The sequence below is a fragment of the Actinacidiphila polyblastidii genome, assembly GCF_036353415.1.
Lineage (GTDB): Bacteria > Actinomycetota > Actinomycetes > Streptomycetales > Streptomycetaceae > Actinacidiphila > Actinacidiphila polyblastidii.
In genome coordinates, this window is the sequence record NZ_JAZEWV010000029.1 from 40,765 (window position 1) to 56,989 (window position 16,225).

Genomic DNA, 16,225 nt, shown 5'->3' on the forward strand with positions numbered 1-16,225 from the left:
CGTTCAGTGCTTGCCGTTGGGGACGATCACGAGGGTCACCCCGTCGCCGGACGCGGCGACCGCGAGTGCGCCCGCCACGGAGGTGTCCGCGATCACCGTCACCGCGGTGTCGCCGCTGCCGTCGGCGCCGTCCGAACTCCCGCCGCCGCTGATGGCCTTGACCACCAGGCTGCCGCTGATCAGCGGGTCGGCCGCGGCGGAGGAGCCGCTGGACCTGCCCGATGCGTCGCCCACGAAGTAGGCGGCGACCGTGTCGCCTTCCTTCAGGCCCTGCGGGTAGTGGCCTTCCTTCAGGGAGAGTCCGACGAGGGACTTGCCGGCGGGCAGGCTGTTGTCCTGGTCCGTGATCATCGACGTGACGAGCACCGAGCCCTGGGTGAGGTCGGTGGCCGCCCGGTAGTGGGACGTCAGGTCGCCCCGCTGGGCCCAGGTGATGAAGTCGAGTCCGGTGTTCTCGGAGATCATGACCTCGCGGAGCGCGGACTCGGGGATCCGGTCGCCGGAGGCCACCGGCTCGGCGATCTCGACCACGGAGACCTTGTTGCCGGCGCGCAGCACGACCACGGTCGCGCCGAGCGCGCCGACGAGGATGAGCAGGACGGCCAACGCGGCGAGTGCGGGCTTGCGTTCACGAGGGGCTGTGGGCAGCCGGTCTCCGCCTACCGGCGCGCCGAGCGTCGGTGCAGGAACGGACTGACGGCCCCTGCCGCCGCCCGCAGCGGATCGTTCCCTGGTCTTCACGTCAGTGCCCCCGTCGAGCCGGCGTGCGGTGAGAGATCGGCTGCATGGGGAGAGAACCGTCGCGCTCCTGTCCGGCGACGGCCCGCAGGCCGATGTCAAGTCACCGCACGCTATCAGCGCCTTACAAACACCCTCAAGGCGCATCCCGTGACAACTGACTCACAGCACTGCAACAGAACGGAACGGCCCAGCGTGACATGCCCACGCTGCGATTGTCCCGCCCGTACCCGCCCCCATCCGCCCTTTTTCGATCCGGCTTGGGACCACTGTGCCACCGCTCACCGGCCCCGTGTCCAGCCTCGTTTCCGCCCTGTGGACAAACATGCGCAGGTTGTCCACAGGCGTCGCACCTGCCGCCCCACGAGCCGCCGACAGCCGTTATCGTCCAGGGGAAACCAAGTCGAATCCGGGGGAACGAGGACGCCGTGCGCTTGTCGTTGACCGTGGTCGACCCGCTCGGCGGGGACCGCGCCGATGTGGTGGTCGACACCGATCCCGTGTCCACAGTCGCCGATGTCGCACGCGAGCTGGGCCGGAAGGTCGGCGGTGGCGGCGCGGAGATCATCTCGATCGCCGGCGGCGTCTCCCGCAGCCCCGGCGCCCCCGCCGTCTACGTGGACGGGTACGCGGTCGACCCCGGCTGGTCGGTGGCGCAGTCGCCGCTGCGCGAGGGCGCGGTGGTGAGCCTGTACGACCCGGCCGGCTGCCTGCCGGGCGAGCCGGCGGGCGTGGTCGAGCTGCGGGTGGCAGGCGGTCCCGACGCGGGCGCGGTGCACCGGCTCGGCATCGGCCGGGTCGAGATCGGCCGCGGCCCCGCCGTGCGCATCCGTATAGAGGACTCCGAACTCGGCGACCGCGCCGCCGTGCTGACGGTCGGGATGGGCGGCACCTGCCAGGTGTCCATCGGCGGAGAGACCAAGGACTGGCCGCTCGGCGGCCAGCTGGCGCTCGGCAACAGCCTGCTGGAGCTGGGCCCCTACTCCCCGCCGAACGCGGCGCTGCATCCGGGCGAGGACGGCGCGACGTACGACTACAACCGCCCGCCGCGGCTGTCGCCCCCCGAGCGCGCCACGCACTTCCGACTGCCGACCCCGCCCAAGGAGCCCAACGCCCGGCCGCTGCCCTGGCTGATGGCCCTCATGCCGCTGGTCATGGCCGTGACCATGGCGTTCATGATGCACCGCATGATGTACCTGGTCATGGCGGTGGTCAGCCCCATGGTCATGGTCGGCAACTACTTCATGGACAAGAAGAACGGCCGCAAGTCCTACGCGAAGACGGTCACCGAGTACCGCGAGCGCAAGGAGGGCATCGAGAACGACGCCAGCAACGCGCTGGACCTGGAGCGCAAGGACCGCGCCGCGGCCTCACCCGATCCGGCGACGGTGCTCAACACAGCCACGGGTCCGCGCACCCGGTTGTGGGAGCGGCGCCGCAGCGACGCCGACCACCTGCTGATCCGCGTCGGCACCGCCAAACTGCCCTCCGAGGTCGTGCTGGACGACCCGGAGCAGGAGGAGCACCGGCGCAAGGTCGCCTGGGAGATCGACGACGCCCCCGTCGCGGTGGAGCTGCGCCGCCTCGGCGTGATCGGGTACGCGGCGCCCGGCGACGGCGCCCGCGCGATGGGCCGTTGGGCCGTCGCGCAGATGGCCACCCTCAGCAGCCCGATGGACGTGCAGTTCTACGTCCTCACCGAGCAGGCCGGGCAGGACAGCTGGGACTGGGTGCGGTGGCTGCCGCACTCCCGGCCGACCGACGGCCAGGACGCCGTCGCGCTGCTGGGCACCGACGCCGAGACCGTCGCGGCGCGCATCGCCGAGCTGGGCTCGATCCTGGACGGGCGCCAGAAGGCCAAGCAGAAGGCGGGCAGCGCGGCCAACCACGCGGCGTTCTTCAAGGACCCCGACATCGTGGTGGTCCTGGACGGCTCCCGGCGGCTGCGGGCCATGCCCGGTGTGGTCCAGCTGCTGCGCGAGGGGCCGGGCGTCGGCATCTTCGCGATCTGCCTGGACTCCGAGGACCGCTTCCTGCCCGGCGAGTGCCAGGCGGTGGTGATCGCCGAGTTCGAGGCGGTCGCCGAGCCAGCCGCGGTCGCCTCGGTGCCGGAGGCCACCGCGGGCGTGCCCCGGCAGGGCGGCTTCCCCTCGGTCAACGCCTGGTACGCGGGCGCGCAGCAGGCCCAGGCCGTCGCGGTCGAACCCGCCCCTGGCGCCTTCCGGTTGCGGGTCGAGCAGGCGGGTGCGGCCCGCATCCGCAAGGTCCGCCCCGACCTGGTGTCCCCCGCGTGGTGCGGCCGGCTGGCCCGCTGCCTCTCCCCGATCCGCGACATCAGCGGCGACGCCGAGGACTCCGCGATCCCCGGCTCCAGCAGGCTGCTGGACGTGCTGGAGCTGGAGCCCCCCACCGCGGACGCGATCACCGCCCGCTGGCGGCTCAGCCCGATCTCCACCCAAGCGGTCGTCGGCGAGTCCTACGACGGCCCGTTCGCCATCGACATCCGCAAGGACGGCCCGCACGGCCTGATCGCCGGCACCACCGGCTCCGGCAAGTCGGAGCTGCTGCAGACCATCGTCGCGTCGCTCGCGGTGGCCAACACCCCCGAGGCGATGACCTTCGTCCTGGTCGACTACAAGGGCGGCTCCGCGTTCAAGGACTGTGTCCAACTGCCGCACACCGTCGGTATGGTGACCGACCTCGACGCCCACCTGGTGGAGCGCGCGCTGGAGTCGCTCGGCGCCGAGCTGAAGCGGCGCGAGCACATCCTCGCCGAGGCGGGCGCCAAGGACATCGAGGACTACACCGACCTGCTCAGGCGGCAGTCGGAGCTGAAGCCGATGCCGCGGCTGCTGATCGTGATCGACGAGTTCGCCTCGATGGTCCGCGAGCTGCCCGACTTCGTCACCGGCCTGGTCAACATCGCGCAGCGGGGCCGTTCGCTGGGCATCCACCTGATCCTGGCCACGCAGCGGCCCAGCGGTGTGGTCTCGCCCGAGATCCGCGCCAACACCAACCTGCGCATCGCGCTGCGCGTCACCGACGGCAGCGAGTCCTCCGACGTCATCGACGCCCCCGACGCGGGCAACATCTCCAAGTCCACGCCCGGCCGTGCCTATGTGCGGCTCGGCGCGACGTCCCTGGTGCCCTTCCAGTCCGGGCGGGTCGGCGGCCGCCGCCCCGGCGCGGTGGAGAACGTGGCGGTGGCGCCCTGGGTGAGCGTCGTGGAATGGGCCCAGCTCGGCCGCAGCGCCCCGCACCGGCCGGCCGGCGCCAAGGGCGAGGAGGACGAGATCACCGACCTCAAGGTGCTCGTCGAGGCGATCTGCGCGGCCAACGAGCGGATGGCCATCCCCGCGCAGCACAGCCCGTGGCTGCCCGCGCTGCCCGACTCGCTGCGGCTGGACGACCTGCCGGTGCCGGTCCCGGCCGGCGCGCTGCCGCCCGCGCCGTACGGCGTGGAGGACCTGCCCGCGCTGCAGGCGCGGCGGCCGGTCTCCATCGACTTCCACACCTTCGGCCACCTGCTGGCCGCCGGCGCCCCGCGGTCCGGCCGCTCGCAGCTGCTGCGCACCATCGCCGGCTCGCTGGCCCGCACCCACTCCGCCGCGGACCTCCACCTGTACGGCATCGACTGCGGCAACGGCGCGCTGAACGCGCTGACCCGGCTGCCGCACTGCGGCGCGGTGGTGGGCCGCTCGCAGTCCGAGCGGGCGATCCGGCTGATCGGGCGGCTGAAGGCGGAGATGACGCGCCGTCAGGAGCTGCTGGCCGCAGACGGTTTCGCGGACATCGGCGAGCAGCGGAACGCGGTGGCGACCGCGGAGGAGCGGCTCCCGCACATCGTGATCCTGCTGGACCGCTGGGAGGGCTGGACGCCGTCGCTCGGCGAGCTGGACCACGGGGCGCTCACCGACGAGCTGTTCACCTTCCTGCGCGAGGGCGCGTCGGTCGGCATCCACCTGATCATCACCGGTGACCGGACGCTGATGGCGGGCCGGATCTCCACCCTCACCGAGGACAAGATCGCCTTCCGGCTGGCCGACCGCTCGGACTTCGCGCTGATCTCGATCAACCCGCGCAAGGTGCCCGAGGAGATCCAGCCGGGCCGCGCGTACCGCTCGGAGTCCGGGATCGAGATGCAGGTGGCGCTGCTGGACGGCGATGTCACCGGTCAGGGCCAGGCCGCGGCGCTCACCGCGATCGGCGAGGCCGCGTCCGAGCGGGACGCGGCGCTGCCGCGGGCCCGCCGCCCGTTCCGGGTGGACGTGCTGCCGTCGCGGCTGTCGTTCGCCGACGCGTGGCAGATGCGGGACACCGACGCGGCGCGCAACCCGCTGTGGGCGCTGGTCGGTGTCGGCGGCGACGAACTGACCGGCTACGGCCCGGACCTGTCCGACGGCCTGCCGGCGTTCGTCATCGGCGGCCCCGGCAAGTCCGGCCGCTCCACGCTGCTGCTCACGCTGGCCCGCAGCTACCAGCAGCAGGGCGTCAAGCTGGTGGTCGCCGCGCCCCGCCCCTCCCCGCTGCGCGAACTGGCCGGCGCCGAGGGCGTGCTGCGGGTGTTCACCGACAGCGACATACCGGCCGACGACCTGTCCCAGGCGCTGGAGGAGGCCGGGGACAGCCCGCTGGTGGTCCTGGTCGACGACGCCGAGCTGCTCAAGGACTGCGAGGCGCGGGACGTGCTCAAGGAGATCATCGCCCGCGGCTCGGACCGTGGCAGGGCGGTCGTGGTGGCGGGCGGCGAGGAGGACATCTGCTCCGGGTTCTCCGGCTGGCAGGTCGACGCGAAGAAGGCCCGCCGCGGGGTGCTGCTGTCGCCGCAGCAGACGATGAGCGGCGAGCTGATCGGCACCCGGCTGGCCCGCAGCAGCGTCGGCGGGCAGGTCACACCGGGTCGCGCGCTGCTGCACCTCGGCGACGGGGAGCCCAAGACGGTGACGGTGCCGCTGACGGTCTGAGGTCCTGCCGGCAGGCCGGCAGGCCGGCAGGCCGGCAGGCCGCGGCGCGGGGGCGTCCCGCGTCGCGGCGCCGGTCGCCGCCGGGCCGGTCGCCACCGGGCCGGTCGCCACCGGGCCGGTCGCCACCGGGGTGGTCGCCACCGGGGTGGTTACTTCCGCGAGTGGTGCGGGAAGGGGGGCCGTTGTGGGGCGTGGCCGCCGGTCAGCTGCTCGGCAGGCCGGTACGGGCGAAGGTGTCGGTCAGCCCACCGGTCCAGCTCACGGTGAGGGTCTTGCCGTCGGCGGCGAGTTCGCCGTGCCCGGAGGTGCGGTCCTTGTTGCCGTCCATGCAGGTCAGGTCCAGGCCGAGGCCGTTGTGCTCGGTGTAGCTGCCGCCGCACAGGCTGGTGCTGGTCAGTCCGGCCTTGCCCTTGCCCAGCACGAGCTGGACCTTGGTGCCGTCCTGGGTGGCCAGCCACACGCCTTCGACACTGTGGTCGTCGCCGGGCGTGGTCGAGGTGGCGGTCGCGCCCGCGGTCACCGTCGCGGTCACGGTCGGCGAGGCGGAGGTCGTGGCCGGCGTACCGCCGCTGTCGGTGGCGGACGCCTGCCCGCTGCCGGTCGCGCCGGGAGTGGGCGTCTTCTCGGCGTCGCCGCCGCTGCCACTGCTGCACGCGCCCAGCGCCAGTCCCGCGACCACCGCCACGGCGGCGATGCCCACCCGGGTACGCGTCCGACTTCGACAACGCATCTGCGCTCCCCCATCGCGATAAGGATCCAGCGATTCGCAAGCTACCAGCAGGCCGCAGCGGGATGCGCCGGTTGAAAGCCCGCGGAGCGCAGCTGTCGCAGGACCGTGACTCCGGGGCCCGTGAACCGGTTCTGGCGGCCCAATAGAGTGTTGGCCACACGTTCCGCCGCCGGTCCGGCGGATATGACGAGATGCCGGGAAAGGGTTGATTTCTCATGGGGGACCTGCAGATCAACGGAACGGTGATGGGGGACCTGCGAAAGACGTTCTCCACCATCGCCGACCGTATGGACGTGGTCAGCAGGACGATGGGCAATACCGACGGGGAGTCCGTGGGCGCGCCCAGACTCATCGACGACGTGCACGACTTCGCCGACGACTGGCACTACGGGATCAAGCAGATAGGCCAGCACGCCGACACCGCGGTCCACATGATCGACCAGATCGGCAAGACCTTCGACGACGCGGATCTGCAGCTCGCCAACTCCCTCAAGACCGGGAAGAAGTGACGCCGTGACCCGCAGCTTCCCTCATCTCGGCTTCGACCCGACCCCGGGCGACGTGGAGCGCACCAGGGGCCTGGCCCGGCAACTCGGCGACCTGCACGGCGAGCTGACCACCACCGTCGGCGAACTGGACCGCATCGACTGCGGCGCGTGGAAGGGCGAGGCCGCCAAAGCCTTCGTCGCCCACATCGACCACGACGTCACACCCCTGATCAAGAAGGCCCACGACTCCTTCGGACGTGCCTCCGACGCCCTGTCCCGCTGGTCCGACCAACTCCACGGCTTCCAGACCGAGGCCGACGCCCTCGAACGCGAAGCCGCCACCAAGCAGGGCACGCTCGACCACGCCAAGACGGCCGCCGGCCTCCCCACCGACAGCTCCACCCCCCACCCCACCCCCGAGGCCTCACCGGACCCCGACCCCCAGGCGGCCGCCGACGCCAAGAAGAAGCAGCAGGCCGTCACCGACGCCGGCAACGCCCTGGACGGCGTCCGCCACCGCGCCGACGAACTCCACACCCGCTTCACCAACGCCGCCAACGCCATCAGCCACGACCTCGACAAGGCCGGCGACATCGCCCCCGACAAACCGGGCCTGTTCAGCCGCATCGTCCACGGCGTCGAGAACGCCTGGAACGACACCGTCCAATGGGTCAAGGACCACGCCGACCTCATCAAGCTGATCGGCGACCTCCTCAGCGACCTCAGCGGCATCCTCGGCGTGCTGGCCATCATCACCGCGCCGTTCGAGCCGCTGGGTGCGATCTTCGCCGCTGCGGCCGTGGTCACCAGCGCCGCCGCGCTGATCACCCACCTCGTCGCCAAGCTGGCGGGTGCGGACGTGAGCTGGGTCAGCATCGGGTTCGACGCGCTCGGCGCGATTCCCGGCATCGGCGCCTTCTCCAAGGGCGCCAAGGTCGCCGACGGCGCGGTGGCCGCAGGCCGCGCCGCCGAACTCGGCGAGGGCTTCCGCGGAGTGACCACCATCGGGAGGAACTTCGTCGGCAAAGCGGGCGAGATGATAGCCGGCGGCAAGCAGATCAACCTCTTCAACAAGGTGACGCTGGAATTCGGCGGTCTCAAGGCGGCCGGCAAGGTCATATCCGACGGAAAGATCATCAACCGTATGCAGCTGGTCTCGGAACAGCTCTACCACGGCGGCCAGATCATCGGCACGAAGGGACTCGGCGCGATCACCAAGGGCAGAGTGGCGATCGACGCGATGAGCACCGCGGGCCGCAGCATCGACGCGGGACTGAAATTGGCGCCGAAGCTCTACTCCATACCGCAGCACATCGGCGAGGCCGTGCATCTGGGCGACCGTTTCAACCAGGCCGCCACCTCCCACTGACCCGGCAGAAAGGCACACACGACGATGGACTGGTATCCGGCCCCGGACGAGACCACCCTGGTGCGTACGCCGATCCGGTTCGCGACGGGCTATGCCCACCCGGTGCTGGGCTCACGCTGGTTCCGTGACACCGAGCGCCGCGACATCCAGGCCGAACTGCCCGGATGGCCGGCCGGTCCCGAGTACACCCTGCACAGCAGGACCACCCAGCAGGTCGACAAGGTCGCCGGCGGGTTCCTCAGCGGCGTCGTCACGGCGGTCCAACTGGCCGTCGAGGCGGTCGTCGGCGGGAACTCGGCGGGCAAGGGCGACGGTCCGTCCCGCGCGACGCCGCAGGACCCGCCCAACGAGTCCGAGGACTTCCCCGTCCTGTGGGCCGCGCCCGGCACGCTGGCCCGTACGGTGCCCTGGCAGCTGGACCCCGCCCGGCGGCCGGAGCGCTACCGGGTGGACGCCGTGGTCACCGAGCGTCGCCTGCTGCTGCTCGGCGTGGGCGGGGACATGACGGCGCCCGCCGAGGTGCTGTGGGAGTCCGCGCGCGACGTGATCGCCGAGGCCAGGCCGCTGCCGTTCAGCGACGGCGGCCACGACCTGCGCCTGACCTTCACCGACGGCTCCTGGGTGCGGCTGGCCACCGGCGACGCGACCAAGCTGGTGGGCTTCCTGACCGACCGCCGCCGGCCGGTGCCGGCCGCCGGCCTCACCCCTGGCCAGCAGGACCGGCTGGCCCGCTTCCGCACCGAACTGCCCGCCGACGCCGAGGACCCGCAGGTCTTCCAGTTGCCCAGCGGCGTCTTCCTGGTAGAGGCGAAGGTCCCGGCCAAGCGCGGCAAGGGCCTGTACGAGACCCACACGATCCTGATGGGCGAGGCCGGCGAGCCGGCCCGCCCCCAGCCCGGCGACCTGTGAGCGACTGATCATGACCACCCCACCGACGGAGAACCTCGGCGTGCTCCCCGCAGACACCTCCCTCGACGGCGAGGCCCCCGAGGCGTCCGGCGAGACCCTCCTGACCGTCGAACTGCCCGACATACCCCCGCTGAGCTTCGTCGTCCCGGAGTCCTTCCACGCGCTGCCCATCGCGGCCGGCCCCGAGGAACGCGCCGCCTTGGCCGAGGAGTTCGTCCGCGAGCTGTACCCGAACGGCGACGACGCCCTGTGGACGCCCGCGGCGCCCTACTACGCGGCGCTCGGCGAGGCCATGGGCGACCAGGGCCTGGCGTACTCCGCGATGGGCCTGTTCTCGATCGACGAGGGCATCGCCCACTGCTCCTTCACCATGGCCGCGGTGACCTCCGACCACCCCTCGCCCGAGGTGGCGGCGCTGGGCATCCGCGAGATCCTGGCGACCGACGAGACCAACGACGCCCGCTGGATCGACCTGCCGTGCGGCCCCGCCGTCTCCTGCGTGAGCCTGCGCCAGATCGTCATCGGCGCCGAACTCACCGCCGACGGCGAGGAGGCGAGGCTGCACATGGGCCAGGTGCAGGTGTACGTGCCGTTCCCCACCGGTCCCTTCACCGCGGTGTTCACCATGGACACCGCCGCCGTCGACTACTGGGGCGAGTTCAGCGAGATGCTCACGGCGATCCTGCGCAGCGTCAGCTTCCCCGCCCCGGACGACGCGTCCGCCGCCCGGCCTCCTGCCACGGCCACGCAGGAGCCCGGCCCGGCCGGAGCCGCCGGTGAGGGAACGTCGGCGCGATGACGAACCCGCCCGCGGGCGACTCCGCGAACCCGGCGCGCGACGCCGCCCCCGGCTCCGCCCCGGCCGGCCCGAAGGGCCTGGCCCGGCTGTGGGAGGCCGGCCGCATCGGCTCCCCCACCCGCGCCGCCGCCTGGGCACGCTGCGCCGTCACGCTGCTGGTCACCGCGCTCGCCGCCGCCGGGGTGTCGGTGGGCTGGGCGCACGCCACCTACGCGGGGTCCTTCGCGGTGGCCGGAGTGGCGCTCGTGGTGCTGGCCGCGTCGGTCACGCTGCTGCTGATGCTGTACTGGCTGCACGGTTCGCTCGGTCAGGTCTTCTGCGGTTTCCTCCTTCTGCTCTTCTGCATGGTCGCGGGCGGCTTCGCGGTGTCCGACGCCCTGTTCGCGGCGCGCGGCGAGGTGTCCGGCGGCGTGATCTCCGGCGCCACCGACCACACCACCCTGCGCACCTCGTGGGTGGCGTGCCGGGTCCGGCTGGACGACGGCACGCCCGTGGACCGGGAGATCCGCTGCGACCGTCCCTCGGTCGGCAAGCACGTCACCGTGACGCAGGACCCGTCGGGCATCGCCGCCCCCGCGTTCGGTGACCGCACCGCGGCCACGCCCGCGCTCTCCTGGGTGGTCGGCGGCGCCTTCGCGCTGCTGGTCGTCGCCGTCGTGCGGGCCACCGTGACGGGCGAGCGGCACCGGCTGGCCGGCACCCCCAGCCTGGCGGAGGGCCCCAACCCCGGGTACTACCCGCGCCGCCTCGCCTCCCCCGGCTACGGCTCCCGCCGCCCGGCCTGAGCCCGCCGCACCGACCGCCTCATCGCCCGCGGCGCCGGGGCCGCCTCACAGCCGCGGCGAACCGGCGTCCTGCCGTGCCGTCAGCACCTCGCCGAGGAACCGCTCGACGGTGGCGCAGAAGGCGTCCGGCTGGTCCCACGGGACGAGGTGCCCGGCGTCGGCGATCTCGGCGTAACGCCCGTGCGGCAGGACCCGGACCATCTCCTGCGCCTCGGCCCGGCCCAGCTCCCCGTCCAGGCCGCGCACCACCAGCGCCGGGCAGCCGACCTGCGCCAGCTCGTCCCAGTGGGCGTCACGTATCCACGGGTCGCGGGAGGCGAGCAGGTGCCGTGGGTCGTACAGCGGGTACCAGCCGTTGGCCCGCTCCTCCATGACCTCGGCGAAGAAGTCGCCCCTGCGCGGGTTGGGCGGGTCCGCCCAGGGGTCGCCCGCCGCGAACCACTCCCGTACCTCGCCGAGTGTGGCGAACGGCGTCGGCCACTGGGCCAGCCAGTCCTCCCACTCCCGCTGCCCGGCCTCGCCGAGCGCCGAGGCGCGCATGTCGCAGATCACCAGGGCCGCCACCAGGTCGGGCCGGGCCGCCGCGGCCTGCCAGGCGGTGAGCGCGCCCATGGAGTGGCCGACGAGCGTCACCGGTCCGAGGCCGAGCTGCTCGACCGCGGCGATGGCGTCCGCCGCGTACGCGTCCGGCGTGTACGGCCCGTCGGGCTTGTCGCTGCGGCCGTGGCCGCGCTGGTCCAGGGCCAGCACCCGGTAGCGCGGGGAGAGCCGCCGGGCGGAGTCCGCCCAGTGCGAGGCGCGGCCGAGCAGACCGTGGAGCAGCAGCAGGCACGGGCGACCGGTGTCCGCCACCGCCGGCTCAGCCTGGCCGCAGGCCGCGCCGCCGGATGGTCCGCCCGAGGCGTCCGCGGCGGCGTACTCCCAGGCCACGAGGCGTGCGCCGGCCGCGCCGTCCACGTCGTATCGCTTGATCATCTGCCGCACCTCCTTTCCGCTCACACGCTATCGAACTTCTATTCGAACAGACGGTCCACGCGACCAACACCGCTCGTTCGAGTGACAACGCTCAAGGATTGGCCGACCTGGCCGAGGGGAGGACTTCTGCGGGACGCGGCGCGAAGGGGAAGCGGGTCGCGGGGAGGTGTCCGGGAAGCTCGGGGTCCCGGGTCCTCCGTGGGGGGCAGTGTGGGGAGGGGCATGGGAGGGGAAGGCCCCGGCGCCGTCACTCGGCGCCGGGGCCCACGCCTGACGGTCCGTCCGGACCGTCAGGTCACCTCTTCGCGACGAAGACGTGGGAGGCGATGTCGGCGTCCAGCTCCGCGGCCTCGCCGCCGCTGCCGACGAGCACGCCGCCGGCCGAGCCCGTCACGCTGATCACCGCTCCAGGCTGCACCCCTGCGCGGCGCAGGGTGTACATGACCTGCTCGTCGGTCTGGATCGGCTCGCCGATCCTGCGGACGACGACGCTCGCTCCGCTCTCGCCGGGGTGCAGCTCGTTCAGGCTGACCATGCCCTCCTCCAGGAAGGGATCGGCCTCGCCCTTCTCGCCCAGCTCCTCGAGACCGGGGATCGGGTTGCCGTACGGCGACTCGGTGGGGTGCCGCAGCAGTTCCAGCACGCGGCGCTCCACCGCCTCGCTCATCACGTGCTCCCATCGGCACGCCTCGGCGTGCACCTGCTCCCATTCCAGGCCGATCACGTCGACCAGCAGGCATTCGGCGATCCGGTGCTTGCGCATGACGCGGGTCGCCGAGCGGCGGCCCTCCTCCGTCAGCTCCAGATGGCGGTCGCCCGCCACGTGCAGCAGGCCGTCGCGCTCCATCCGCGCCACCGTCTGCGAGACCGTCGGGCCGCTCTGGTCGAGCCGCTCGGCGATTCGGGCGCGCATGGGGACCACACCCTCCTCCTCGAGTTCCAGGATGGTGCGGAGATACATCTCCGTCGTGTCGATCAGTCCGGACATCGCGCCCCTCAGATAATTCGTGCGTGGCCCTGAGCCAATTCTGACGCATCGCGCCGACAACCGTTCGCCACGCGCGATACCCGGGCCCTCGGGGCGCTTTTCTTGACACCGGACAGGCCCTGGCAGCACGGTGATCCGCATGAGTGAGCCCCCCGCGGACCGCCCCGGAGAACTGTCCGACCGGTATTTCGACGCCGCCATCGCCCTGCTCCACCGGGTCCGCGACGAGGAGACCGCCGGCATCCGCGCGGCAGGCGCCGCGGTCGCCGACGCCATCGCCGCCGGAAACCGCGTCTTCGTCTTCGGCGCGGGCCACTCCTCGCTGCCCGCGCAGGACGTCGTCTACCGGGCCGGCGGGCTCGCCGTGGTCAACCTGCTGGCCGTCCCCGGCGTCATCGGCATCGACGTGATGCCCGCCACCCTGGGCAGCGCCCTCGAACGCGTCGAGGGCCTCGCCGGCGCCACCCTGGACACCAGCCCCGCCCGCGCGGGCGACGTGCTCTTCGTGATCTCGCTGTCCGGCCGCAACACGCTGCCCGTGGAGATGGCGCAGAACGCCCGCGCCCTGGGGATGACGGTCGTCGCCGTGACCTCCGTCGCCTACGCCGAGCAGACGCGCTCCCGGCACGCCTCCGGCACCTTCCTGAAGGACAACAGCGACATCGTCCTGGACTCCAAGATCGCGATCGGCGACGCCGAACTGACCGACGAGGACATCCCGGCGCCCTTCGCCCCCGCCTCGACGGTGGTCACCAGCGCCCTCATGCAGGCCGTGATGGCGACCGCCGCGACGGATCTGGCGCGGCGCGGCCTCACGCCGCCGATGATCCGCTCGGGCAACGTGGACGGCGGCCACGAGTGGAACGGCCGCGTCTTCGAGGAGTACCGGGAGCGGATCTTCTTCCGCCACTGAGGCGCCCCGGACCTTCCTCCGCGGCTGAGGCGTCGTCCCGCACCCGCCGGCTCGCCCGCGAGCCCGGCGGGTGCGCCGGGCCGCTCAGCGCTCGCCGGCCTGCTGCGCCAGGTCGACGGCGACCGCGACGCGCGCCGCGACGTCCTCCGCGTACGCCGCGTCCGCCCGGTCGAACTGCCGCCGCCCGGCTCCGCGCAGGAACGTCACGGTGCCGACCGTACGGCCCCTGCTGCGCAGCACCGCCGCGAGGCCGTGCACGGTCCCCCTGGGCCAGCAGCGGGCGCTCGCCCAGGCCTCCATCCGGGCCCTGACCCCCGGCTCGCCGGCGTCGTCCGCGGCGCCGGCCGCGCCCGCGCCGAAGCCGGCGCGGACCGTGCCGAGGCGCTCCACCGCCTGGAGCGCCGGATGGCCGGCGTCGTAGCCGACCGGGATGCCGCTGCCGGGCGCCGCCTCGCAGGGGCCGGGCTCGCGGTCCGGGGTGGCGGCCAGGCGCACCAGGCGGCCGGCCGCGTCCATGACGTCCAGCAGGGCGTGGTCGGCGAATCCGGCGAGCGCGAAGTCCAGCTGCAGGGTCGCCGCCTCCATGGCGCTCTCGCATTCCGCGGCGGCGCGGTCGGCCCGGTGCAGCTGCTGGTAGCGGAACCGCACCTGGGCGCTGTCCTTCTCGGCCGTCTTCTGCGCGGTGACGTCCGAGAACAGCCATCCGACGCCCAGCGGCGCGGGCTCCTCGCCGAGCGGCGAGCCAAGCCGTACGAAGCCGCTGCGCCAGCAGTGGCGGCCTGCTGCGGCGTCCCCGCGCGGCGTGACCCATAGCTCGGTCGCCGCGGTCGGCGCGCCTTCCGCCAGTACGTACTGCAGCGCGTTCTCCAGCTCCTCGACACCCGCGCTGAGCAGTTCGGCGAGCGGGCGGCCGAGCAGCGCCTCGCGGCCGGCGCACAGCAGCCGGGCGGCCTCCGCGTTGGCCTGGGCGGGACGCAGGTCGGCGTCGATCAGCACTACGCCCCAGGCGGCGTCGGCGAAGAGCGACTCGCCGAGGGCTATGGAGCGTTCCAGGTCGATCTGGGCGTGCACCTCGGAGAAGGCGCAATAGACGCCGGCCGGCCTGCCGTCGCCGCCGGTGACGGCGGCGGACTGGGTGCGCACCAGGACCCGGCGGCCGTCCTTGGTGAGGAGCGCGAACTCGTTGACCTGCCGCCCCGGCGCGTCCATTGCGGCGAGCAGGCGCTCCTCGACCTCCTTGGCGTCGGCGGCGCGGGCCGCCCAGCCGCCGAAGCCGCGCTTTCCGACGGCCTCCTCGGCGCTCCAGCCCAGGATGCGAGCCGCCTCGGCGTTCCAGTGCGTGACCACCCCGGCGCGGTCGAAAGCGCACAGGCCCGCTTCCATGCCGTCGAGCAGCGCCGCAAGGAGCTGTTCGTCGTTCCTCGGTTGCGCATCAGAAGGCTGCACGTCACAACATTCAACTCTTGTGTGGGCTGCGTCACACGAGATTTACATAAATCGCTTGTGCGGTTCCCCGAGCGGTTCTTACTGTTGCGGCACACACGAAGGGAGGTGGTCTGAAGCATGAGTTGCACTCGGACACGTGAGGTGACTGCGGGCTAGCTCCGCGCACTCGGCGTGCGTGATGCTCGCCAATCCCACGCAGTTCACCCGACCCGCGGGCTCGTCGGACTTGTCCGGCCGGTGCTCGGAGCCACCCGGCTCCGGGGAGCAGCCCGCGGGTCGTTCGACGTCCCCGTTCGGCGCAGCCGTCTCACGCAGCCGTCCGACACGCACCCGCCGGCAGCCCCCACAGGGAGCCGCTCAGGACTCCCTGGACGCCATCAGGGCGCGAGCCGCTCGATCCGCCAGCCGCCGTCCCCGTCCGCCGCCCGTACGTACCGCAACCGGTCGTGCAGGCGGTTCTCCCGGCCCTGCCAGAACTCCACGCTCGTCGCCTCGACCCGGAAGCCGCCCCAGTGCGGCGGCACGGGCACCTGGGTGCCCTCGGGCCAGCGCGCGGCGACCTCCGCGTAGCTCTCCTCCAGCGCCGTACGCGACGGGACCACAGCGGACTGCTCGCTGGCCCACGCACCGAGCTGCGAGCCGTGCGGGCGGCTGTGGAAGTACGCCGCCGTCTCCTCCGCGCAGACCCGCCGCACCGGGCCGGCCGCGATCACCTGGCGGGCGACGGGGTGCCAGGGGAAGAGCACCGAGGCGTACGGGTTGGCCTCCAGCGCTCGCCCCTTACGCGACAGGTAGTTGCTGAAGAACACGAATCCGCGGCGGTCGTAGCCCTTCAGCAGGACGGTTCTGGAGCTGGGCACGCCGTCGGCGTCGGTGGTCGACACCACCATGGCGTTGGGTTCGGTGAGTGCGCCCCTCTCGGTGGCCCTCACCGCGTCGCCGAACCAGCGGGCGAACTGCTCGTACGGGTCGTCCGGCAGTTCCGCCTCGGTCAGCCCGGCCTCGCGGTACTGGCGCCGCATGGCAGCGGGATCGTCGTCGCGCACGTTCTGTGGTTCTCGCACGCGGCCATCTTGCAGGACGGGTGGCGAACCGCGTGCCCCAGCCACCGGTGTGCGCGA

Annotated in this window: 13 protein-coding genes; 7 read left to right on the forward strand and 6 right to left on the reverse strand. The window is 72.8% G+C overall.

All coding sequences use genetic code 11. The annotated features are described in order from the left end of the window. Positions 1 to 3: 3 nt before the first annotated feature. Complete coding sequence (locus tag V2S66_RS26180; protein WP_330799076.1) at positions 4 to 606, reverse strand: hypothetical protein; 603 nt, start codon at positions 604 to 606, stop codon at positions 4 to 6. Between the two features lie 560 nt (positions 607 to 1,166). Here V2S66_RS26180 and V2S66_RS26185 point away from each other — a divergent pair. Continuing rightward, a complete protein-coding gene (locus V2S66_RS26185; protein ID WP_330799079.1) occupies positions 1,167 to 5,702 on the forward strand; it encodes an FtsK/SpoIIIE domain-containing protein in 4,536 nt (1,511 codons plus the stop codon). A 202-nt stretch (positions 5,703 to 5,904) separates the two neighbouring features. Here V2S66_RS26185 and V2S66_RS26190 read toward each other — a convergent pair whose 3' ends face one another. Further along, positions 5,905 to 6,402, reverse strand: coding sequence for a hypothetical protein (locus tag V2S66_RS26190; RefSeq protein ID WP_330799080.1), 498 nt, complete (start codon positions 6,400 to 6,402; stop codon positions 5,905 to 5,907). 245 nt (positions 6,403 to 6,647) lie between these two features. On the opposite strand from V2S66_RS26190, the gene V2S66_RS26195 reads away from it, so the two are divergent. The 5 genes from V2S66_RS26195 to V2S66_RS26215 are packed head-to-tail and all read left to right on the forward strand — an operon-like array spanning position 6,648 to position 10,782. Then, the gene (locus tag V2S66_RS26195) at positions 6,648 to 6,941 is read left to right on the forward strand and encodes a hypothetical protein (RefSeq protein ID WP_330799082.1); all 294 of its coding nucleotides are present in this window, start codon (positions 6,648 to 6,650) and stop codon (positions 6,939 to 6,941) included. Between the two features lie 4 nt (positions 6,942 to 6,945). Continuing rightward, positions 6,946 to 8,289, forward strand: a complete 1,344-nt coding sequence (locus V2S66_RS26200) for a putative T7SS-secreted protein (RefSeq protein ID WP_330799084.1) — start codon at positions 6,946 to 6,948, stop codon at positions 8,287 to 8,289. A gap of 24 nt (positions 8,290 to 8,313) precedes the next feature. After that, a complete protein-coding gene (locus V2S66_RS26205; RefSeq protein WP_330799087.1) occupies positions 8,314 to 9,198 on the forward strand; it encodes a hypothetical protein in 885 nt (294 codons plus the stop codon). Positions 9,199 to 9,208: 10 nt separating this feature from the next. Beyond that, positions 9,209 to 9,997: a hypothetical protein gene (locus V2S66_RS26210; protein ID WP_330799090.1), complete on the forward strand. Its 789-nt coding sequence runs from the start codon at positions 9,209 to 9,211 to the stop codon at positions 9,995 to 9,997. Beyond that, positions 9,994 to 10,782: a hypothetical protein gene (locus V2S66_RS26215; protein ID WP_330799092.1), complete on the forward strand. Its 789-nt coding sequence runs from the start codon at positions 9,994 to 9,996 to the stop codon at positions 10,780 to 10,782. The genes V2S66_RS26210 and V2S66_RS26215 overlap by 4 nt, the downstream gene beginning before the upstream one ends. A gap of 45 nt (positions 10,783 to 10,827) precedes the next feature. Here V2S66_RS26215 and V2S66_RS26220 read toward each other — a convergent pair whose 3' ends face one another. Together V2S66_RS26220 and V2S66_RS26225 are read right to left on the reverse strand one after the other, a co-directional pair. Then, positions 10,828 to 11,757, reverse strand: a complete 930-nt coding sequence (locus tag V2S66_RS26220) for an alpha/beta fold hydrolase (RefSeq protein ID WP_330799094.1) — start codon at positions 11,755 to 11,757, stop codon at positions 10,828 to 10,830. Positions 11,758 to 12,052: 295 nt separating this feature from the next. After that, positions 12,053 to 12,745 carry a metal-dependent transcriptional regulator gene (locus V2S66_RS26225; RefSeq protein WP_330799096.1) on the reverse strand — a complete coding sequence of 231 codons (693 nt, stop codon included), beginning with the start codon at positions 12,743 to 12,745 and terminating at the stop codon, positions 12,053 to 12,055. 139 nt (positions 12,746 to 12,884) lie between these two features. Here V2S66_RS26225 and V2S66_RS26230 point away from each other — a divergent pair, with 139 nt between their 5' ends. Further along, on the forward strand, positions 12,885 to 13,658 hold the full coding sequence (locus tag V2S66_RS26230; protein WP_330799099.1) for an SIS domain-containing protein: 774 nt from the start codon (positions 12,885 to 12,887) through the stop codon (positions 13,656 to 13,658). An 84-nt stretch (positions 13,659 to 13,742) separates the two neighbouring features. Here the strand turns inward: V2S66_RS26230 and V2S66_RS26235 are convergent, their stop codons facing one another. Together V2S66_RS26235 and pdxH are read right to left on the reverse strand one after the other, a co-directional pair. Next, entirely contained in the window at positions 13,743 to 15,104 is a 1,362-nt protein-coding gene (locus V2S66_RS26235) for a PAS domain-containing protein (RefSeq protein WP_330799102.1), read from the reverse strand. A gap of 377 nt (positions 15,105 to 15,481) precedes the next feature. Further along, positions 15,482 to 16,126, reverse strand: a complete 645-nt coding sequence (gene pdxH / locus V2S66_RS26240) for a pyridoxamine 5'-phosphate oxidase (RefSeq protein ID WP_330799150.1) — start codon at positions 16,124 to 16,126, stop codon at positions 15,482 to 15,484. Positions 16,127 to 16,225 lie beyond the last annotated feature (99 nt).